The sequence below is a fragment of the Bradyrhizobium sp. PRIMUS42 genome (assembly GCF_023006515.1).
Taxonomy (GTDB): domain Bacteria; phylum Pseudomonadota; class Alphaproteobacteria; order Rhizobiales; family Xanthobacteraceae; genus Bradyrhizobium.
On the sequence record NZ_JALBGZ010000049.1, the window covers coordinates 1 to 18,218 of the forward strand.

General features: G+C 64.5%; 19 protein-coding genes and 1 pseudogene. 8 read left to right on the forward strand and 12 right to left on the reverse strand.

From position 1 onward, the window contains the following. The 4 genes from MOV75_RS07280 to MOV75_RS07295 form a co-directional block, all read left to right on the forward strand. A partial coding sequence (locus MOV75_RS07280) for a tripartite tricarboxylate transporter substrate-binding protein (RefSeq protein ID WP_247005276.1) occupies window positions 1-310 on the forward strand: 310 nt, incomplete at its 5' end. A gap of 15 nt (window positions 311-325) precedes the next feature. Beyond that, window positions 326-796 carry a (2Fe-2S)-binding protein gene (locus MOV75_RS07285; protein ID WP_247005277.1) on the forward strand — a complete coding sequence of 157 codons (471 nt, stop codon included), beginning with the start codon at window positions 326-328 and terminating at the stop codon, window positions 794-796. Beyond that, entirely contained in the window at window positions 793-2,925 is a 2,133-nt protein-coding gene (locus MOV75_RS07290; protein ID WP_247005278.1) for a molybdopterin cofactor-binding domain-containing protein, read from the forward strand. Before MOV75_RS07285 ends, MOV75_RS07290 begins: the two co-directional genes overlap by 4 nt. Beyond that, on the forward strand, window positions 2,922-3,620 hold the full coding sequence (locus MOV75_RS07295) for a substrate-binding domain-containing protein (RefSeq protein ID WP_247005279.1): 699 nt from the start codon (window positions 2,922-2,924) through the stop codon (window positions 3,618-3,620). Before MOV75_RS07290 ends, MOV75_RS07295 begins: the two co-directional genes overlap by 4 nt. A gap of 164 nt (window positions 3,621-3,784) precedes the next feature. On the opposite strand, the gene MOV75_RS07300 is transcribed toward MOV75_RS07295, so the two are convergent. From MOV75_RS07300 to MOV75_RS07320, 5 genes are all read right to left on the reverse strand, one after another. Further along, the gene (locus MOV75_RS07300) at window positions 3,785-4,954 is read right to left on the reverse strand and encodes a lipopolysaccharide assembly protein LapB (protein ID WP_247005280.1); all 1,170 of its coding nucleotides are present in this window, start codon (window positions 4,952-4,954) and stop codon (window positions 3,785-3,787) included. A gap of 194 nt (window positions 4,955-5,148) precedes the next feature. Beyond that, complete coding sequence (locus MOV75_RS07305; RefSeq protein ID WP_247005281.1) at window positions 5,149-5,955, reverse strand: SDR family oxidoreductase; 807 nt, start codon at window positions 5,953-5,955, stop codon at window positions 5,149-5,151. A gap of 21 nt (window positions 5,956-5,976) precedes the next feature. After that, the gene (locus MOV75_RS07310) at window positions 5,977-7,269 is read right to left on the reverse strand and encodes a TRAP transporter large permease (protein ID WP_246919941.1); all 1,293 of its coding nucleotides are present in this window, start codon (window positions 7,267-7,269) and stop codon (window positions 5,977-5,979) included. Next, entirely contained in the window at window positions 7,260-7,811 is a 552-nt protein-coding gene (locus tag MOV75_RS07315; protein WP_246919942.1) for a TRAP transporter small permease, read from the reverse strand. The genes MOV75_RS07310 and MOV75_RS07315 overlap by 10 nt, the downstream gene beginning before the upstream one ends. 68 nt (window positions 7,812-7,879) lie before the next feature. Beyond that, window positions 7,880-8,851: a TRAP transporter substrate-binding protein gene (locus MOV75_RS07320; protein WP_246919943.1), complete on the reverse strand. Its 972-nt coding sequence runs from the start codon at window positions 8,849-8,851 to the stop codon at window positions 7,880-7,882. A 292-nt stretch (window positions 8,852-9,143) separates the two neighbouring features. Here MOV75_RS07320 and MOV75_RS07325 point away from each other — a divergent pair, with 292 nt between their 5' ends. Continuing rightward, window positions 9,144-9,926, forward strand: coding sequence for a cyclase family protein (locus MOV75_RS07325; RefSeq protein WP_246919946.1), 783 nt, complete (start codon window positions 9,144-9,146; stop codon window positions 9,924-9,926). A gap of 4 nt (window positions 9,927-9,930) precedes the next feature. Here the strand turns inward: MOV75_RS07325 and MOV75_RS07330 are convergent, their stop codons facing one another. From MOV75_RS07330 to MOV75_RS07335, 3 genes are all read right to left on the reverse strand, one after another. After that, window positions 9,931-10,659, reverse strand: coding sequence for a Crp/Fnr family transcriptional regulator (locus MOV75_RS07330; RefSeq protein ID WP_246919950.1), 729 nt, complete (start codon window positions 10,657-10,659; stop codon window positions 9,931-9,933). Window positions 10,660-10,936: 277 nt separating this feature from the next. Further along, window positions 10,937-11,062 (reverse strand): hypothetical protein, encoded by a 126-nt coding sequence (locus tag MOV75_RS42440; RefSeq protein ID WP_258719518.1) that lies wholly within the window; start codon window positions 11,060-11,062, stop codon window positions 10,937-10,939. An 87-nt stretch (window positions 11,063-11,149) separates the two neighbouring features. Beyond that, a complete protein-coding gene (locus tag MOV75_RS07335; RefSeq protein ID WP_246919973.1) occupies window positions 11,150-11,863 on the reverse strand; it encodes a helix-turn-helix domain-containing protein in 714 nt (237 codons plus the stop codon). Between the two features lie 154 nt (window positions 11,864-12,017). Here MOV75_RS07335 and MOV75_RS07340 point away from each other — a divergent pair, with 154 nt between their 5' ends. Beyond that, on the forward strand, window positions 12,018-12,335 hold the full coding sequence (locus MOV75_RS07340; RefSeq protein ID WP_246919952.1) for a cytochrome c: 318 nt from the start codon (window positions 12,018-12,020) through the stop codon (window positions 12,333-12,335). A 3-nt stretch (window positions 12,336-12,338) separates the two neighbouring features. On the opposite strand, the gene MOV75_RS07345 is transcribed toward MOV75_RS07340, so the two are convergent. From MOV75_RS07345 to MOV75_RS07355, 3 genes are read right to left on the reverse strand one after another with little or no spacing between them, the layout of a single operon-like run. Further along, entirely contained in the window at window positions 12,339-13,445 is a 1,107-nt protein-coding gene (locus MOV75_RS07345) for an ABC-type transport auxiliary lipoprotein family protein (protein ID WP_246919955.1), read from the reverse strand. Window positions 13,446-13,448: 3 nt separating this feature from the next. After that, window positions 13,449-14,216, reverse strand: a complete 768-nt coding sequence (locus MOV75_RS07350; RefSeq protein ID WP_246919957.1) for an ABC transporter ATP-binding protein — start codon at window positions 14,214-14,216, stop codon at window positions 13,449-13,451. A gap of 2 nt (window positions 14,217-14,218) precedes the next feature. Next, a complete protein-coding gene (locus MOV75_RS07355; RefSeq protein ID WP_246919959.1) occupies window positions 14,219-15,355 on the reverse strand; it encodes an ABC transporter permease in 1,137 nt (378 codons plus the stop codon). Window positions 15,356-15,529: 174 nt separating this feature from the next. Between MOV75_RS07355 and MOV75_RS07360 the strand changes: the two genes are divergently transcribed. Continuing rightward, entirely contained in the window at window positions 15,530-15,805 is a 276-nt protein-coding gene (locus tag MOV75_RS07360; RefSeq protein WP_246919963.1) for a hypothetical protein, read from the forward strand. After that, window positions 15,806-16,293: pseudogene (locus tag MOV75_RS07365) on the forward strand (phage holin family protein). A gap of 9 nt (window positions 16,294-16,302) precedes the next feature. On the opposite strand, the gene MOV75_RS07370 reads toward MOV75_RS07365, so the two are convergent. Then, a partial coding sequence (locus MOV75_RS07370; RefSeq protein WP_247005282.1) for a GNAT family N-acetyltransferase occupies window positions 16,303-18,218 on the reverse strand: 1,916 nt, incomplete at its 5' end.

An 18,218-nucleotide genomic window follows, 5' to 3' on the forward strand; every position in this document is an offset into this window, starting at 1 on the left:
CGCGCTCGCGACCACCGGCAAGCAGCGCTCAGCCGTGCTGCCGAAGGTGCCGACCGCGATCGAGGCGGGGGTAGCAGGCTATGAGGCGACGATCTGGCTCGGCCTGATGGCGCCGGCCGGCACACCAAAGCCCGTCATCGACAAGCTCAATGCCGCCGTCAACGCAATGGTGAAGCGGCCCGACATCGTCAAGCTCTGGACGGAACAGGGGGCCGTGCCCATGTCGATGACCACGGAGGAATTCGAGAAATTCCTGCGTGGCGATATCGAGAAATGGGCCGACGTCGTCAAGAAGTTCGACAAGTCCTGAGGCCGCAGAGTGATCATGTCGACCATTCAATTCCGGCTCAACGGCGCAGCCACGGCCGTGGATGTCGATCCCGGTCAGACGCTGCTCGACGTGCTGCGCGGCCGGCTCGGCGTTACCGGTGCACATTTCGGCTGCGGCGCCGGCGAGTGCGGGGCCTGTCTTGTCATGGTCAACGACCGCGCGATAACCTCCTGCGATATGCCGATGTGGTCTGTCGCGGACCGGGACGTCGTCACCGTCGAAGGCCTCGGCACCGCCGGACGACCGCACGCGCTGCAACGTGCCTTCATCTCCGAGCAGGCGATACAGTGCGGCTATTGCGTTTCCGGAATCCTGATCAGCGCGGCGGCGCTCCTGAAGCGCAATCCGTCCCCGACGGAGACCGAGGTCAGAGCGGCACTCGATCGCAATCTGTGCCGCTGCGGATCGCATACCCGCATGGTCCGCGCCGTGTTGCGCGCGGCGGCGGAACTGGCAGCGTCATGAGTGCGTCGTCCCCTGCCCCGAAACTGCCGATCAGCCTCGCTGCCAATCCAAAACTGTCGTCCTGGGTGAACTTCACGGGTGAAGGCGGTGTGGCGGTCTCGCCCGGCAAGGTCGAGATCGGCCAGGGCATTGTCACGGCGCTGGCGCAGATCGCGGCGGACGAGCTCGACGTCGATATCGGCCGCATTGACATGATCCATACCTCGACGGCGATGAGCCCGAACGAAGGCGTCACCTCGGGCAGCCAGTCGATCCAGCAATCCGGCCGGGCGCTGCGCCTGGTCTGTGCCGAGGTGCGCCAACGCTTCCTTGACGCGGCGTCGGAGCGTCTCGGTGTCGATGCATCGCTGCTGGATGTCGATGACGGCACCATCTCAGGCCCCGGCAATGTCAGGACCAGCTACTGGGAATTGAGCGGCGAGGTCTCGCTCGACCACGATGCCACCGCGGACGTGACCGCGAAGAGCGCCGACAAGCGCAGCGTCGCCGGCCATTCGGTCCAGCGTGTGGATATTCCCGACAAGGTGTTTGCGCGGCCGCGCTTCATCCACGACCTTGCGCTGCCGGGACTGGCGCACGGACGCGTGTTGCGACCCGACGTCTCGGGCGCCAAATTGGTTGGGCTAGACGACACCGTAGCGCGCGCCGTTCCCGGCCTCATCGCGATCGTCCGCGACGGCGGCTTTTCCGGAGTGGTCGCCGACAGCGAGGCTGCGGCAGAAGCCGCGCTGAAAGCCCTGCGCAAAGGCGCAACATGGTCGGCCGGCGAACCGCTGCCCGATGAAGCCGATCTCGCCGGCTTCCTGCGGAGCCAGCCCGTCGAGACGACCATTATTGACACCAGGACAGCAAGCCCGGCGCGCAAGGGCTCTCAAACCCTCCGCCGGCAATATACCCGCCCTTACATCGCGCATGCCTCGATGGCGCCGTCCTGCGCCTTGGCACGATGGGAGGCTGATCGCGTTCATGTCTGGACGCACAGCCAGGGTGTCTACCTGCTGCGCGCCGACCTCGCGATCGTGCTCAAGCTGCCGGCCGAGAACATCGTGGTCGAGCACATGGAGGGCGCCGGCTGCTACGGACACAATGCGGCCGATGACGTGGCACTCGATGCCGTGTTGCTCGCCAAGGCCGCTGGCGGCCGGCCGGTGCGGGTGCAGTGGTCGCGCCACGACGAGATGTCCCACGCCCCCTTTGGCGCGGCGATGGCCATCGAGATCGAGGCCGATCTCGATGCGGACAACGAGATCGTCGGCTGGCGCCACGCGATCTGGAGCAATGGCCACGTAGCAAGGCCGGGACGCGCGCCGCAGCCGGCGCTGCTTGCCGCAACCGAGATCGCGAACCCCTACCCCCGTATGATCTCGACGAATCCACCGGCCGCGAATGGCGGCGGTGCCGACCGCAACTCCGTTCCGCTGTATGATCTTCCGGCCTGGAGGATCACGAGCCACCGGCTGTTGACCATGCCGATGCGCACCTCGTCGCTACGGACGCTGGGCGGACAAGGCAACGTCTTCGCCATCGAATCCCTGCTCGACGAGATCGCCGCCTTGCGCGGCGAAGATCCGATCGCGTTCCGCTTGCGGCATCTGCGCGACGAACGGGCCCGCGACGTCATCAGCGCTGCGGCGCGACGTTCCGGATGGAAACCGCAGAAGCAGCCCGGCATCGGTCACGGCATCGGATTTGGCCGCTACAAGAACACGGGCGCGTATTGCGCCGCGATTGCCGAGATCGAAGGCACCGACGACATCCGCGTCAAGAGGCTGACGCTCGCGGTCGATGTCGGCGAGGCCATCAATCCGGACGGCGTCATCAATCAGATCGAGGGCGGCGCGATCCAGGCGACGAGCTGGGTGCTGAGGGAGCGCGTCCGCTTCGACCGGACGCGCATCACCTCGACCTCCTGGACGGACTATCCGATCCTGAGATTCAGTGAGGTGCCGGCAGTGGACGTCGAGATCATCCAGCGACCGGAGATCGAGCCGGTCGGCGCCGGCGAGGCCGCCCACGGCCCGGTGACGGCGGCGATCGCCAATGCCGTCTACGACTGCCTCGGCGTGCGCGTGCGTGACCTGCCGATCACGCGTGACAGAATCATTGCAGCTGCGGAGCTTGCGTCGTGACGACAGTGAAAATCTTGAGCGGCGGCGCGGCGCAAGGCTTGGTGCGCGGCCTCACTGATGCCTTGAAGGCGCGGACCGGATTCGGCATCAGCGGCGAATTCGGCGCGGTCGGCCTCATGGCCGACAAGCTGCGCGCGGGCACGCCGGCCGATCTCGTGATCCTGACGCAGGCGCTGCTTGCGGAGCTTGCCGAAGAAAAGCTCGTCGTCCCCTCCTCGATCACGGATGTCGGCCGGGTCGAGACCGCGCTGGCGGTCCGCAGCCGCGATCCCGAGGTGATGGTGAAGACCGAGGCCGATCTGCGTGAGGTGCTGCGCAGCGCCGATGCCATCTACGTCCCTGATACCAAGGCCTCGACCGCAGGACAGCATGTCGCAAAAGTGCTGAACCAGCTCGGCATCGCCTATGAAGTTGCCTCGCGCCTCAAGATATTTCCGAACGGTGCAACGGCGATGCGGGAGCTCGCGAACTCGACCGCGACGCGGCCGATCGGATGCACGCAGGCGACCGAGATCATCGCGACAGACGGCATTGCACTCTCAGCGGCGCTGCCGCCGGGCTGCGAACTCGTGACGATGTACACGGCCGGCGTGACCGCGCGGGCAGCGCATCCGAAGGAGGCGGCCGCGCTGGTCTCTTTGCTGACTGGCGCAGATCGGAAGGAGCTGCGCCAGCGCGTCGGGTTCGCCCGCTAGGGTATGTACTCATAAACGCCGGCTTCCAACGCAAAGCGGAAGTCTGCCACTTTGAGCGTGATCGGCGGCTGGTGACCCAGAACGGAAGTTGTGGCTGCCGCGCAACCTTAGCCGAGGGTGCTGTCATATGCTAAGCAAAACGTTGCAACCCGTCATTCAAGTGTTCAGGGACTATTCCGCAGCGCATCTGGCGCGCGCAACGTGACCTGGAAACCAAGCTGTGCCTTCAAGACCAGGTCGAAGCTCGGGCGCGTCTTTCCATCCTGGAACACCACGCCGTTGGGGCTGAAGGCGACCTTGTCCGGGTTGTTGTTCAGCGTCTGCCATTTGCACGATATAGCGACGATGCCATAGGCCGAAACCGGCTTGACCTCTCCAAGGTCTGCCACGCCATTGCTGTTGGCATCGTGCCACAGGGCGAGGCCGGCCAGTTCTTTGCCGGTCAAAATGCCGTCACGATCATCATCGAGTGCGGCCAGTGGCGCGTATCCGTTGTTCCAGAACATCCAGAACGTGACGTTGCCAAACAACTGCCGGCCGCTGTCGATTTTGCCATCGTGTGTCGGGTCGCTGACCAGCCAGGCAGCTTTGGGAGTAATCCAGCTCCATTCGCGACCTAGCCCGCTGCCGTCGACGTCGAACGTCACCCGCGCGTCGGGTGCTTCGAGATCGGTGGTGGTGAGCCCATCGGCCAGCGGCACTGCGATGGGAGTGACTGGGTGCGGCAGCTTTCGCATCGTGGCCACGTGGTCCTTCAGCGTCTCGATCTCGCGCTTGTCCTTCTCGGGGTCGAGAAGCGGGACGAGATAGGAGGCGACCTCGCCGGTCAGCGTCCGACCGCTGAAACCAAGCGCCTTCAGGCTCTTTTCCTTCTCCCAAGCGTCGGTTGCGATCGTTCGATACTGCCTCACCGCATCGTCCTTCCTGCCGGCCTGCTCGGTCAGCCAAGCAAGGCCGAGCCGGATCACAAGGTTTTCCTTGTCCAGCTCCAGTGCCCGTTGGTACGCTTTCAACGCGGCTTCCAAATGCGCCTGGGCGGCGATACTCACACTGGGGACAGCGGCAATCGTTACCGCATTGAAAGGGACGGCAGGCGGCTCAATACCATGGTAGGCCCTCGGTACCGTCAGCGGGTCGGACTTCTGTGCGTAAACCATGCCATGCGCACGACCAAGGTTCAGCAGCGCCTCGGCGCTGGCAGGATTGTCCTTGGCGATCTTCTCCAAGTTCTGGATGAGCCTGGCGACCGGGATCCGCTCTACCTCCACGCCCTCCCACCTGCCGAGCGCCGGCGACATCGCGGCAAGGAAAACCAGCAGCAACGGCAACCGCACGACGCAACTCCGTCATTTTAGGGAAGATCTTGGCCAATCTATCCGGTGCACACTGATGACGCCAGGGGCCGCTTCTGGGCCCTTAGCGGACTAGCTAGGGCGAACCGGCCCGTGTCCGGTGTTGAAGAACTAACGGACACGGCCCCTCCGCGCGGGCCAGGCGAATTTATGAGTACACGCCCTAGACGGCCCGTCTATTTGTGCAGCTGGGTCAGCCCGGTCGGCGGGCCGTCGACCGCAGTCCAGCCGCCATCGACGAACAGCGTGCTGCCGCTGACATAGCTCGCGGCATCCGAAGCGAGATAGGCCACGGCGGTCGCGACCTCGTCGGCGCTGCTCCAGCGGTTGAACACAGTGTGGCCGGCGTAGAGATTGTAGATGTCGGGGCGCTGCTTGAACGGACCGGTCAGGGCGGTCTCGGCGATGCTCGGGGCGATCGCGTTGACGCGCACGCCGGCATGGCCGACCTCGGAGGCAAAGCCCTTCACCAGCAGGCCGATCGCCGCCTTGGTCGAGCCGTAGACGCCGAGGCCCGGCTCGATGGTGACCGCGCGCACCGAGGAGCAGGCGATGATGCTGCCTCCCTTTTGCGCAACCATGATGCGGCCGAAGGCCTGGAAGAACCAGACAGTGCCCTTGACGTTGAGGTTGAGGACGCGGTCGAGATCCTCCTCGGTATAATCGAGGATGGTCTTGCGGATGTTGAGCCCGGGCGTCGTCACGGCAATGTCGAGCCGCGAAAATTTCTGCATCACCGTTTTGGCCAGCGCATTGACGTCCGCAGCGCTCGCAGCGTCGCAAGCCGCTGCCTCCGCCCAGCCACCCTTGTCGCGAATGCCGACGGCAGTCGCTTCCGCGGCGTCGAGCGCGCGATCGGCGCAGACGACACGGGCCCCTAACCCGGCAAGGGCCTCGGCCGACGACCTGCCGATGCCGGATGCGGCCCCGAGGACAACTGCGGTCTTGCCGGTGAGATCGAAGAGCTTGCGATAGTCCGTCACTGATAATTTCTCCTGTAGCTGCTAGCCCTTGTAGCCCATCAGCAGGCGGGGCAGCCACAGCGAGAATGCAGGGACGTAGGTCACGAACATCAGGGCTGCGATCAGCGCGGCATAGAACGGCAGGATGGTGCGCATCACCGCGCCGACCGAGATGCCGCCGATGGCGCAGCCGACGAACTGCGTGGTTCCGACCGGCGGGGTGTTGAGCCCGAGCGCGCAATTGATCAGCATCAGCATGCCGAACTGCACCGGGTCCATGCCCGCCTTCATCGCGATCGGCAGGAAGATCGGGGTGCAGATCAGAATGGTCGCCGCCATGTCCATGAACGTGCCGAGCACGAACAGGATGACGTTGATGAGCAGGAAGATCATCCAGGGTTGCGTGGACACCTTGCTCATCATCTCGCCGGCGAGATCGGCCACCTCGTACAGTCCCATCAGGTACTGGAACATGGTGGAAACGCCGATCAGCAGCAGCACCACGCCCGTCGTCTTCACCGCCTTGGCGGCTGCGCGCAGGAAGTTGCTCCAGGTCATGGTGCGGTAGATGAAGAAGGTCAGCAGGATCGTGTAGGTGACCGCGACGGCGGCGGATTCGGTTGCCGTGAATACGCCGGAGAGGATGCCCGTCAGGATGATGCCGACAATCAGAAGGCCAGGCAGCGCGGCCGCGAACGAGCGGAACACCTCGGCCCAGCCCGGGAACTTGCCGGCGGGATAACCGCGCTTCACCGCGACGGCGTAGGCAGCGACGAGCATGCAGATCATCAGCACGATCGCCGGCAGGAGGCCGGCGGCGATCAGCGCGCCGATCGAGACCTTGCCGCCGGCGGCCAGGGCATAGATGATCATGTTGTGGCTGGTCGGCATCAAGGCGCCCACCAGCGAGGCGTGGGTGGTGACGTTGACGGCGTAGTCGGTGTCGAACCCTTCCTTTTTCATCATCGGGATCATCACCGCGCCCATCGCCGACACGTCGGCCACGGGCGAGCCGGAGACGCCGCCGAACAGCGTGCAGGCGACCACGTTCGACATGCCGAGCCCACCGCGGATGTGGCCAACGAGATTCTTGGCGAGCTGCACGATCTTGTCGGCGACGCCGCCATGCAGCATCAGCTCACCGCTGAAGACGAAGAAGGGAATCGCGAGGAACGAGAAGATGTTCATCCCCGACATCATCTGCTGGAAGATGACCGCGACCGGCAGGCCTTCGTAGAGGATGGTGCAGATCGCCGAGAGGCCGATCGCGAAGGCAACGGGAACGCCGAGAATCAGGAAGCCGAAGAACGTGGCGCCGAGGATGATCAGTTCCATGAGGGGACGACCTCTTCGCCGCGCAGGAGAGCCATGATGTGCTCGATGGAAAAGGAGACGATCAGGACGCCGGAGGCGATCAGCGGCACGTAGCGGATCACCTCGGGAAGACCGAGATTGGGGATCTTCACGGTTCCGACCGAAGACCCGAGGACCCAGCCGTTGTAGGCCATCGCAACGCCGAACACGGCCACCAGGACGTGGATCACGAGCTCGATCTTCTCCCGCATGTGATCCGGAAGCATCACCAGCAGACTGTCCATGCCGATGTGTCCGGCATCGCGCACGCCGACGGCGGCACCGATCAGCGTGACATAGAGGATGAGGACCAGCGCGAGGTTCTCCGTCCAGGTCGGGCTGGAATTGAGGACGTAGCGCCCGAACACCTGATAGAAGACGATGATCACGATGACGAGCAGTCCGGTCACGGACAGATACATGCCGGCGCGAGCAACGGGGGCGTTGATCCGCGACAGCAAGCCTGTAGATGGACGTGCTGCCGTGTCCCCGTGCTCGTGACTTGCGACGTGTGGGTCTGTCATTTCCGCGGCTCCTTGCGAGGGTCCGGCGTCGCCTCCGCGGCAACGCCGAACCCGACGCGGCTATGGTCTTACTTCGTGTCCTGGATGCGCTTGACGAGGCCCTGCAGCTTCTCGTCGCCGGCGAACTTCTGGTACACCGGCTTCATCGCGTCGACGAACTCCGCCTTGTTGGCGATGGTCACCACCTGGACGCCGGCCGCCTCGACTGTCTTGCGAGAGGCCTGCTCACGCTCGTCCCAGAGCTTGCGCATGACGGGCACCGATTCCTTGGCCGCCTTGCGGACCAGCGCCTGGTCCTCCTTGCTCAGCGTGTCCCAGACCTTCTTCGACATCACGAGAACTTCGGGCGCCAGCGAGTGCTCGGTGATGTTGTAGAACTTGGCGGCCTCGAAATGGCGCGAGGACTCGTAGGAGGGCCAATTGTTCTCGGCAGCATCCACCAGGCCGGTCTTGAGCGCGGTATAGACCTCGCCATACGGCATCGGCGTCGGGTTGGCCCCTAAGCTCTGGATCATGCCAACCCACAGGTCGGACTGCTGGACACGGATCTTCAGGCCCTTGAGATCGGCAAGCGACTTGACCGGAGCCTTGACGGTGTAGATGGACCGGGCGCCGCTGTCGTAATAGGCAAGGCCGACCAGGCCGGCGGGCTCCATGGCGGCCAGGATCTCATCGCCGACCGGCCCGTCGAGGACGGTGCGCATGTGCTGCGTGTCGCGGAAGACGAAGGGCAGACACAACGCGATGGTTTCCGGCACGAAGTTGTTGAGCGGCGATGCGTTGATCCGCATCATGTCGAGCGCGCCGATCTTGAGCTGCTCGATCGTGTCCTTCTCGGAGCCCAGGGCGCCGTTCGGGAACACCTTGACGCCGAGCTTGCCGCCGCTCGCCGCCGCGAGCTGCTTGCCCATGAACTTGACGGCCTCGACGGTCGGATAATCGGCGGGATGGATGTCGGCGGAGCGGAAATCGCGTGCGGTCGCCAGGGGCGCTGAGAGCGCCAGCGCAACGGCTGTGATGATACCGGTGAGTGTCTTCATCTGGGCTTCCTCCGGGGTTGATTATGTCGTTGTCGGGCAGGCTGCGGGCCGCCTTGGGTCGCTCCACTTCAGACGTGAAGTCAAGCACCAAGTCGTCCGTAGGGCGGGCGGCATTCTCTGTCCAAGCCAATTCCAGCATCGATCGATGCAAGAGTTGCATCGATCGATTTCTGACGCAATTCGCATTATGGCGGGGACGGCGGCTGGCCGACGTCGCCGCCACGTGACTTGACGCCACCAATGCAGGCCCCTCAAGATATTCGAAACAGCAGACCATGTTGAGGGAATGCCCATGCCGCGGAAGCTGATCGATATCTCTGTGCCGCTTCGAAACGACGTGACGGCCGATCCACCCGGCAACCATCCGACAATCCAGTATATCGATCACCAGCAGGGCCTGCCACGGATGCTGCAGTTCTTCGACGGTCTCAAGGCGCAGGATCTGCCGGACGGACAAGGCTGGGCCGTCGAACAGGTCTCGCTGTCGACCCATAACGGCACGCATCTCGATGCGCCCTGGCACTTCCATCCGACCATGAACCGCGGCGAGCGGTCATGGACGATCGACGAGGTCCCGCTGGAATGGTGTTTCCAGCCCGGCGTGAAGCTCGACTTCCGGCATCTGCCCGACGGCTACGTGGCGAGCGCCGACGACGTCGCGAAGGAGCTGAAGCGCATCGGACACACGCTGTCGCCGCTGGAGATCGTCGTCGTCAACACCAACGCCGGCGCGAAATTCGGCAAGGCCGAATACGTCAATTCCGGCTGCGGCATGGGCTATGAAGCCACCATGTATCTGCTCGAACGCGGCGTGCGGCTGACCGGCACCGACGGCTGGAGCTGGGACGCGCCGTTCGTCTACACCGCGAAGAAATATGCCGAGACAAAAGATGCCGGCCTGATCTGGGAAGGCCACAAGGCGGGACGGCATATCGGCTATTGCCATCTGGAGAAGCTGCACAATCTCGATCAATTGCCCCCGACCGGCTTCACGGTCTCATGCTTCCCGGTGAAGATCGAACGCGCCTCGGCGGGCTGGACCCGCGCGGTCGCCATCATCGACGATCAGGCCTGAGGCATCACTCGCCGCCGAGGCCGCTCTCGGCGAGTTCGCGCAGCGCGTCCGTATCCAGCACGACGATGGCGCCGTGCTCGAGGCGAACCCAGTTGCGGCCGGCCCAGGCGCGCAATTGCTTGTTGATGCTCTCGCGCGTCATCCCCACCATCTCGCTGATCTCCTGCTGGGTGATGGCGAGCGTGCCGCTGCCGGAGTCGAACTTGCGCTCTTCGGTGAGACCGAGCAGCGCGCTCGCGAGCCGGCCCGGCAGATTCTGGAGGATCACCTGCTCGACCTGCTGACTGGTCCAGCGCAGACGCGCGCAGAGCAGCTCGATGAATTTCATCGCCAGCGCCGGCTGGCTCTTCACGAACGGCAGAAAGTCCCGCCGATCGATGATGTAGAGCTCGCAATTGGTGTTGGCGGTGGCGTCGGCCGACCTGGGCGCGCCGTCGAGCACCGCGATCTCGCCGAAGATTTCTCCGGGGCCGATCAGATTGAGAATGGCGTTCCGTCCATCGGGCGACGAGGAGGAAATCTTCACTGTCCCCGTGATCACCGCGAAGAGATTGTTGCCGGGATCGCCCTTGGCGGCGATCGTCGCGCCGCGCTTCACGGTGGTGTGCTTGGCGTAGCGGCAGAGCTGATCGAGCGCCTCCGGCTCCAGATCCGCGAAGATCGGGTGCTTGCGCAGGACCGATAATTTGTTGCCCGCCGACTGTCGGGGGTCGCCGGTCTTGTCCTGAGGCACGCCGCGGGGCTCCTAAGACTACGAGGCACTGAGGTTCCTGCGTAGTCAACGTTATCAGGCTTTTCAACCGGAAAGCACGCGCGCGGTTTGAGGCAAATGCCGCGAAAAAGCCGCGGTCGAGCCGGAATGCGCATCCGGAGGATGCGTCGATGCGTTTTGATCGATGCAGAGTTGCAGGCCACGCAATCCGCGATTGCGTTGAGGCGCTGGCGAGCGGCCGACAGTGCGGGCGGGCGTCGGCTGCCGCGCGCCTGAGCGGACCAGGACCTCGGGAGTTTCAGCGCTTGGAATCCGGATCGAGCCGGCCGGCGCTGGTTTGCCGGTCCGCCCAAGCCAGAGCTGCGGCGAATGCGACGAAGATCGCGACGACGACAATGGCCATCAGCAATGCATCAGCGGGCATCATGCTCCTCCCAGTTGGGTTGGGATTTGTGCCGGCCGGCCGGCGTCATTGATCGAGATCAAAAAGGTCAGGCGACGCGGACGACCGTCAGGCTGCGGCCAGCGCCTCGGCGCGCGCAGGATCGAGCAGGCTGATGCCGCCATGAATGATCTCGATCACGCCGTGACGCTCGAGCTTGGTGAAGGTGCGACTGACGGTTTCGATGGTCAGGCCGAGATAGTCGGCGATGTCTTGACGGCTCATCGGAAGCGGGACCGTATCGGACAGCCCCTTTAGCGCGACCAGCCGTTCACGCCAGCCGAGCAGGAAGGTCGCAACCTTCTCGTCCGCCGAGCGGCGGCCGAGCAGGACCATATGGTCGCGAGCCTGGCTCAACTCGCGAATGGCCAGCTCGTTGATCCGCCTGAGCAACTGCGGCCGGTCTTCGATGAAGCGGCCGAACGGCGCTTTGGCGAACTGGCACACGGTCACCGCGCCGATCGCATCGGCAGAAAAATTGTGCCGGCCGGACAAATTCATCCCCAGGAAATCACCGGGCAAGGCAAAGCCCACAATCTGCCGCCGGCCGTCGGGCAGCAGCTTGTACAGCCGCATGACGCCTTCGAGGACGTTGTAGAACAAGGTGGTGATGTCCTCCTCGGAGAACACGGTCTCGCCGGAGTCGAAATGAACGCGGCGTCCGAGATGCTCGAATTCCCTGAGCTCGGCCGCATCCAGCGACGAACACACCGCCGCTCCGCGTACGGCGCAATCGTCGCAGAAGTGCCCGTTCGGCTCAATCGTGACCACGGAAGGCTTCATCCACCGCTCCTCGCGTCGGTCCAGCTCCGCCCCCCGGCCGAGCCCGCCACGCAGCGGCATTTTACTGCATTGCGCCAAAGCCAGTTGACCCAGATCAAATTTGGGTTGGCATCCTGTCCTATTCTGCTTCCAGAGTTCGACGGGATCACTTTCCATGCTGCAAGGCGTCCTGCGTCACGGCCTGATTGGGCTGCTTCTGATTACGCCTGCGCTGGCGGCCCCCACCGCCGAACAGCGCGGCAAGGCCTTTGCACGGGCCAATTGCGCACGCTGCCACGCGATCGACCGCGACTCCCAAAGCCCGCTCAAGATCGCGCCTCCGCTACGCACTCTGCATCAGCGTTATCCGATCGAGACCCTTGGTGAGGCGCTGGCCGAAGGGATTTATACCGGCCACGCCGACATGCCGGCCTTCGAGCTCAGTCCGGACCAGATCCACGACCTGCTGTCCTACCTGAAGACGCTAGAATAGGCATCACACCGCCTGCACGGTCCACCCAATCAGCTCCTTGGCGATGCGAGCAAAGGCCGCATCGAAGGCTGCGACTGAGGCCGCCGGCTCGACCCTGTCGAGCCTTTCGCTGGTCTCGACCAGGCGCGAGGCAATTACCTTGCCGTTCTTGTCGACGATCCGCGCCGACAGTCCGATCTCGACCCGTGGCTCGTCCTCCGTGGCGATCCGAAAGCGCCGGATGTCGATCAGGAGCTGGTAATCCGCCTGACCGAGGTCGGTCGTGCGTAGCGGGGCGTGGGCGATATCGTAATTCTCGAAGCTGTCGATCAGGCGCGCCTGGAGCAATTTCGGAATGCTGTCGGCCCAGAGGAAGTCTGCAAAGCCCGGCCTGTCCCCGCTGGGTGAGAACAGCATGCGCTGGGTCTGCAGCATTGCGACCGCACTCGGCTCCGGAATGGCCAGTGACGCCGAGAGCGTCTTGGCGGCCGGACCACCGAGGTTCTGCGGCGTGTGGAGGTCGTAGGTGACCTTCTGCGCAGGCGCGCCGCCGCCGGTCATCTTCTCCAGGCCCGCCAGGATGCCGTCGATCTTGCCGGTGTTGCGCGCGAGCCCGTCGGAGAACGTTTTCAGATTGGCGATGGTGTCCTTTAGCGGGCCGGAATTGTCCTCGAGCACGGTGTCGACCCGGCGCAGCGCATCGCGCGCGGCCTGCGTCATGCTTTGACCGGCGCCGGCCTCGGCGATCAAGGTCAGGGGCTCGCCGGATTTGGCGACGATCACACCGCCCTCCAACGTCACCACCGGCACGCCGGTCAGGCCCTGGAATTCGAGACCGACCTTGGTGTCGGAACGCACCGGCGTGGCCGTGGCAACCGAGATCGTCGCATTGACGAAGCGCGGGTTGTCAGGCGCGAGCCCGAGCTGGGTCACCTCGCCGACACGAATGCCGTTGAACAGCACGCCGGCGCCGACCAGGAGGCCAGGGACCGGCCCCTGGAATTGCACGTGGTAGTTGGTGCGCGGCCCGATGCCGCCGGTGTTGTTCAGCCAATAGACGAAGCCGAACACCGCCAGGATCGCGGCCAGCACGAAACTGCCGATCAGCACGTAGGGAGCGCGGGTTTCCATGTCTCATCTCATCTCGTGTTGCAGCATCTGCGAGCGCTTGCCGTGGAAATAGGCACGCACCCAGGGATGCTCGGATTGCAGCAATTCCCGCATCGGGCCGATCGCCACGATCTTGCCGTCGGCGAGCGCGGCGACGCGGTCGCAGACCGTGGTCAGGCTCGCAAGGTCGTGGGTCACCATGAACACGGTCAGACCCAGCGTCTTTTGCAGCGTCGTGATCAGCGCGTCGAAATCGCCGGCGGCGATCGGATCGAGGCCAGAGGTCGGCTCGTCCAGGAACAGGATCGGCGGATCGAGCGCGAGCGCGCGCGCCAGCGCCACGCGCTTGGTCATGCCGCCGGACAGCTCCGCCGGGAATTTGTCCGCGTCCTGGGCGCGCAAGCCGACCATTTCGAGCTTGGCGATCGCGATCTCGTCCATCAGCTCCTGCGACAGGACGAGGTTTTCACGCAACGGAAACTGGACGTTCTGACGGACAGTCAGCGAGGAGAACAGCGCGCCCTGCTGGAACAGGATGCCCCATGTCGTGGCTGCGCCTCGTCCGTGACCGCCAGTGGGTTGTCCCATGACTTCGATGGTCCCGCCTTGGCGCGGGATGAGGCCGATGATGGTCCGCATCAGCACCGACTTGCCGCCGCCGGACGCCCCCACCAGCCCGAGGATCTCGCCCCGGCGGACATCGAGCGACAGATGGTCGAGCACGGTCTGGCGGCCGAATCCGACCACGAGGTCACGGACGCGGATCGCGAACTCGTCTTGCGATGCATCCATCGTCACATTCCGATCGAGGCGAAGAAGATCGCGAACAGGCCGTCGAGCACGATCACCAGGAAGATCGACTTCACCACCGACGTCGTGGTCTGCCGCCCGAGCGACTCCGCGCTGCCCTTGACGCGCAATCCTTCGCTGCAGGCTACGATCCCGATCACCAGCGCCATGAACGGCGCCTTCAGGATGCCCACCTCGAAATGGGTGACCGTGATGGCCTCGTGCAGCCGGGCGATGTAGATCGCCGGCCCCATGTCGCCATAGAACTGGGCGACGAGACCGCCGCCATAGAGCGCGGCAATCGATCCGATGAAGGTGAGGATCGGCAGCGCAATGACCAGGGCCACAACGCGCGGCAGGATCAGGACCTCGACGGGATCGAGCCCCATGGTCGAGAGCGCGTCGATCTCCTCGCGCATCTTCATCGAGCCGAGCTCGGCGGTGTAGGCGCTTCCCGACCGGCCGGCGACCATGATGGCGACGATCAGCACGCCGAGCTCACGCAGCACCAGGATGCCGACCATGTCGACGGTGTAGGATTCCGCACCGAATCTGCGGAAATGGAAGAAGCCCTGCTGCGCGATGATGGCGCCGATCAGGAAGGTGATCAGCGCGACGATCGGGATCGCCTGCCACCCGATGCGGTAAAGCTGATACACCAACGACGTCAGCCGCAGCGAACGCGGCCGCCGCAGCACACCGATCACCGCCATGAACAATGAGCCGAGCATCTGGAGGAAGATCGTGATGTCCTCCCGCGCCCCGACCGTGGATTTGCCGAGATCGCCCAGCCTCGCCAGCACCGGGTTGGGCGCAGCCGTCGGAGCCGGCGTGTGGCGGTTGACCTGACGCACCTCGTCCATCAGCCCGCTGAAATGATCGGCGACCCCGACGAATTCGGCAGATCTGCCGGATGATGCGGCCCTGCGCGACAGCTTTTCCAGGACCCAGGCCCCGAGCGTGTCGAGCGCGCTGACGCCCGACATGTCGAGGGTGACGAGGCGCGATTGATCGACGTCGGCTCCGACCGACCGGGACAATGTCTCGAGCGCGACCACATTCGCGGCGGTCCAGGGCCCTTCAGGACGCAAGTTCAGCACGTCGCCGGACGGCGTCGCGAGCAACAGCGGTTCGTGGTTCACGCGTTCCACCTCATCGGGGCAATCCGTCCCCAGTCAGACGGCATTTCTAGGCCAGCATATGGCCGCCGGCTTGACCTGTCTCAAGACCCGGACACGCCGCGGATTGACGCAAATCAAGCGCGATCGCGCGCGCGGGTCCTAGGCTTGCTTGCATTCAATGGGGATATCAAGTCCATGTTCAACAGTGACAGGATGAGCGAAGAATTGCGGGCGCTGAAGGTCGATGTCACACGCTTGCTGAGCACGGCCGGCGAGGAGATGTTCGAGAGCTCGAAAGATCGCGCCGAGGCGCTCGCCGACCAGATCAGGGCCGCGCTCACCGAGCTCGGCGAAACCGTCGACGAAGAACAGGAGCAGCTTCAGGGGCTCATTGCGGAGCGCCCGATCACATCGCTGGCCTCCGCCTTCGCGCTCGGCGTGGTTGTCGGTTTCATGCTGAGGAGACACTAGGTGAATACCGAGAATGTGGTCAAACATCTGCGCGCGCTGTGGCGCACCGACAGGATCATCGCGGACATCAGGCTGCGCCATCTGCTGGTCGGCCTCGGCCTGCGCGCCTTTGCGGCGCTGATCGCGGCGTTCGGGCTTCTGATGCTGGAGCTGTCTGCCTATTTCGCGCTGGTCCAGATCTGGAGTGCAATTGCCGCGGCGGCCATCCTCGGCGCCGTCAATTTTGCCATCGCGACCGCTCTCTTCGCGATCGCCGGCCGCGCTCCGTCAGGCCGCGACATCGAGCTTGCCAACGAAATTCACGACACCTCCATCGAAGCCCTTCAGCTCGAGGCACGTGCGCTCCAGGCCCAGGTGTCAGGCGCAGTGCATCGTCCGCTCAGCACGATCGCGCCGGTGCTGGTGCCGTTGATCGCGATCATCATCAGGAATTGCGGACGACGACCAAGACATCCGCCGCGGCAAATTCGGCTGAAGCGCGCTCCTAGCGGGCGCGCTCAGAGCCTCAACTTGACGTCGCAGATATCGGGCTCGGCGGGATCCGGCTTGACCTCGAAGCCGAGGTCGCGGCACATTTCGAGCATGACGGTGTTCTCCTTGAGCACGTCGCCCGATATGGTCTTCAGCCCTTCCGACTTCGCGTAGTCGATGATCAACTGCATCAGGGCCCAGCCGAGCCCCCTGCCCTTGAGATCGGACCGTAGTAGGATCGCGTATTCGCCGCTCTCGTAGATCGAATCCGAATGGAGCCGGACCACGCCGACCATTTCGCCGGTTGCCTCGTCGAATGCAATGAAAGCCATGGCGCGCGCATAGTCGAGCTGAGTGAGGCGTGCGATGAACTCGTGGGTAAATTCCTTCATCGGTGCGAAGAAACGCAGGCGAAGGTCGTGCGCCGTAACGTGGCGCAGGAATTCGTGGATGGTCGGCTCGTCCTCGGGACGCATGGGCCGCACGAAGATGCGCCAGTCGTCCTTGACCTTGAGGCGACGTTCCCATTGCGACGGATAGGCGCGAACGGCGAAATTGGCCGGGCCGGAGCCGACGAACTTCCGTTGCGGCGGTCCGACCGCAACGCGGGCATCCACCGCGGTCACGCCGGTTTCGTCCGCCAGCAGCGGATTGATGTCGAATTCGCGGATCTCGGGAATGTCGGCCGCCATCTGCGCCAGCTTGACCAGGACCATGGCGACGGCGTCGTGCTTGACCGCTGGCACATCACGATAGGCCTTTAGGAGCCGCGACACGCGGGTGCGGTCGATCAAATCGCGCGCGAGCTGCAAATCCAGCGGTGGCAGCGCGAGCGCCTTGTCGTTGATGATCTCCACCGCGGTGCCACCACGGCCGAACACCACGACGGTGCCAAAAGTGGGATCGTCGGCGAGGCCCAGGATCAGTTCGCGCGCCTTTGCCTTGACGATCATCGCCTGGACGATGACGCCGCCGATGCGGGCCCCCGGCCGCAGCTTTCTTGCCCGGGCGAGAATGTCGGAGGTGGCCGCACGCACGGCCTCCGGCGTCGTCAGATTGAGCACGACGCCGCCGACATCGGATTTGTGGACGATGTCCCGCGACATGATCTTCAGCACCACAGTGTCGCCTTGTGCGAAGATTTCCTTTGCATAGGCCACCGCCTGCTCGACGTCGCTCGCCGCATAGGTTGGCACCATCGCGATGTCATAGGCTTCGAGCAAGTTCTTGATCTCGACAGGCTCGAGCCATTCACGGCCGTCCGCGATCGCGGCGGTGACGATCTGCCTCGCCCCCCGGGCATCCGGCACGAATGTATCGGGCATCGCGGGGGGCACCTGGCTCAGCTCCTCGACCACCTCGCGGTGCCGGACCAGATGCATGAAGCCGCGCACGGCGTCGTCTTCGGTCGGATAGTTCGGCATACCGGCGCCGGAAAGTGCCTGAATGATGTGCTGATCGGCTCCGACCCAGGCCGCCAACACTGGCTTCGCCCAGCGGCGGTGCTGCTCGCGATATTTGCCGACGAGCTCCGTCACGGTCGTGGCGATCTCGGCCGCCGAGGCGATTGCCGTTTGCACGTTGAGGACCAGGACCGCATCATTGTCGCGATCGGCCAACAGCACCTCCAAGGCCGCCGCGTAGCGCGAGGCGTCAGCGTCGCCCACGATGTCGACGGGATTTGCACCAGACCAGGTCGGCGGCAGCACCGCATCGAGCGTCTTGCGCGCCTCCTCCGAGATGGTCGCCGGGGTTCCGCCGAGTTCGACCAATCGATCGACGGCGAGGACGCCGATGCCGCCGCCGTTGGTCAGGATGGCGAGACGCTTTCCCGTGGGCGATTCGACGCGGCCGAGTGTCTCGGCACAATCGAACAGCTCACGCAGATCGGAGACCCGCAGCACCCCCGCCCGGCGGAATGCCGCGTCATAGACGGCGTCGG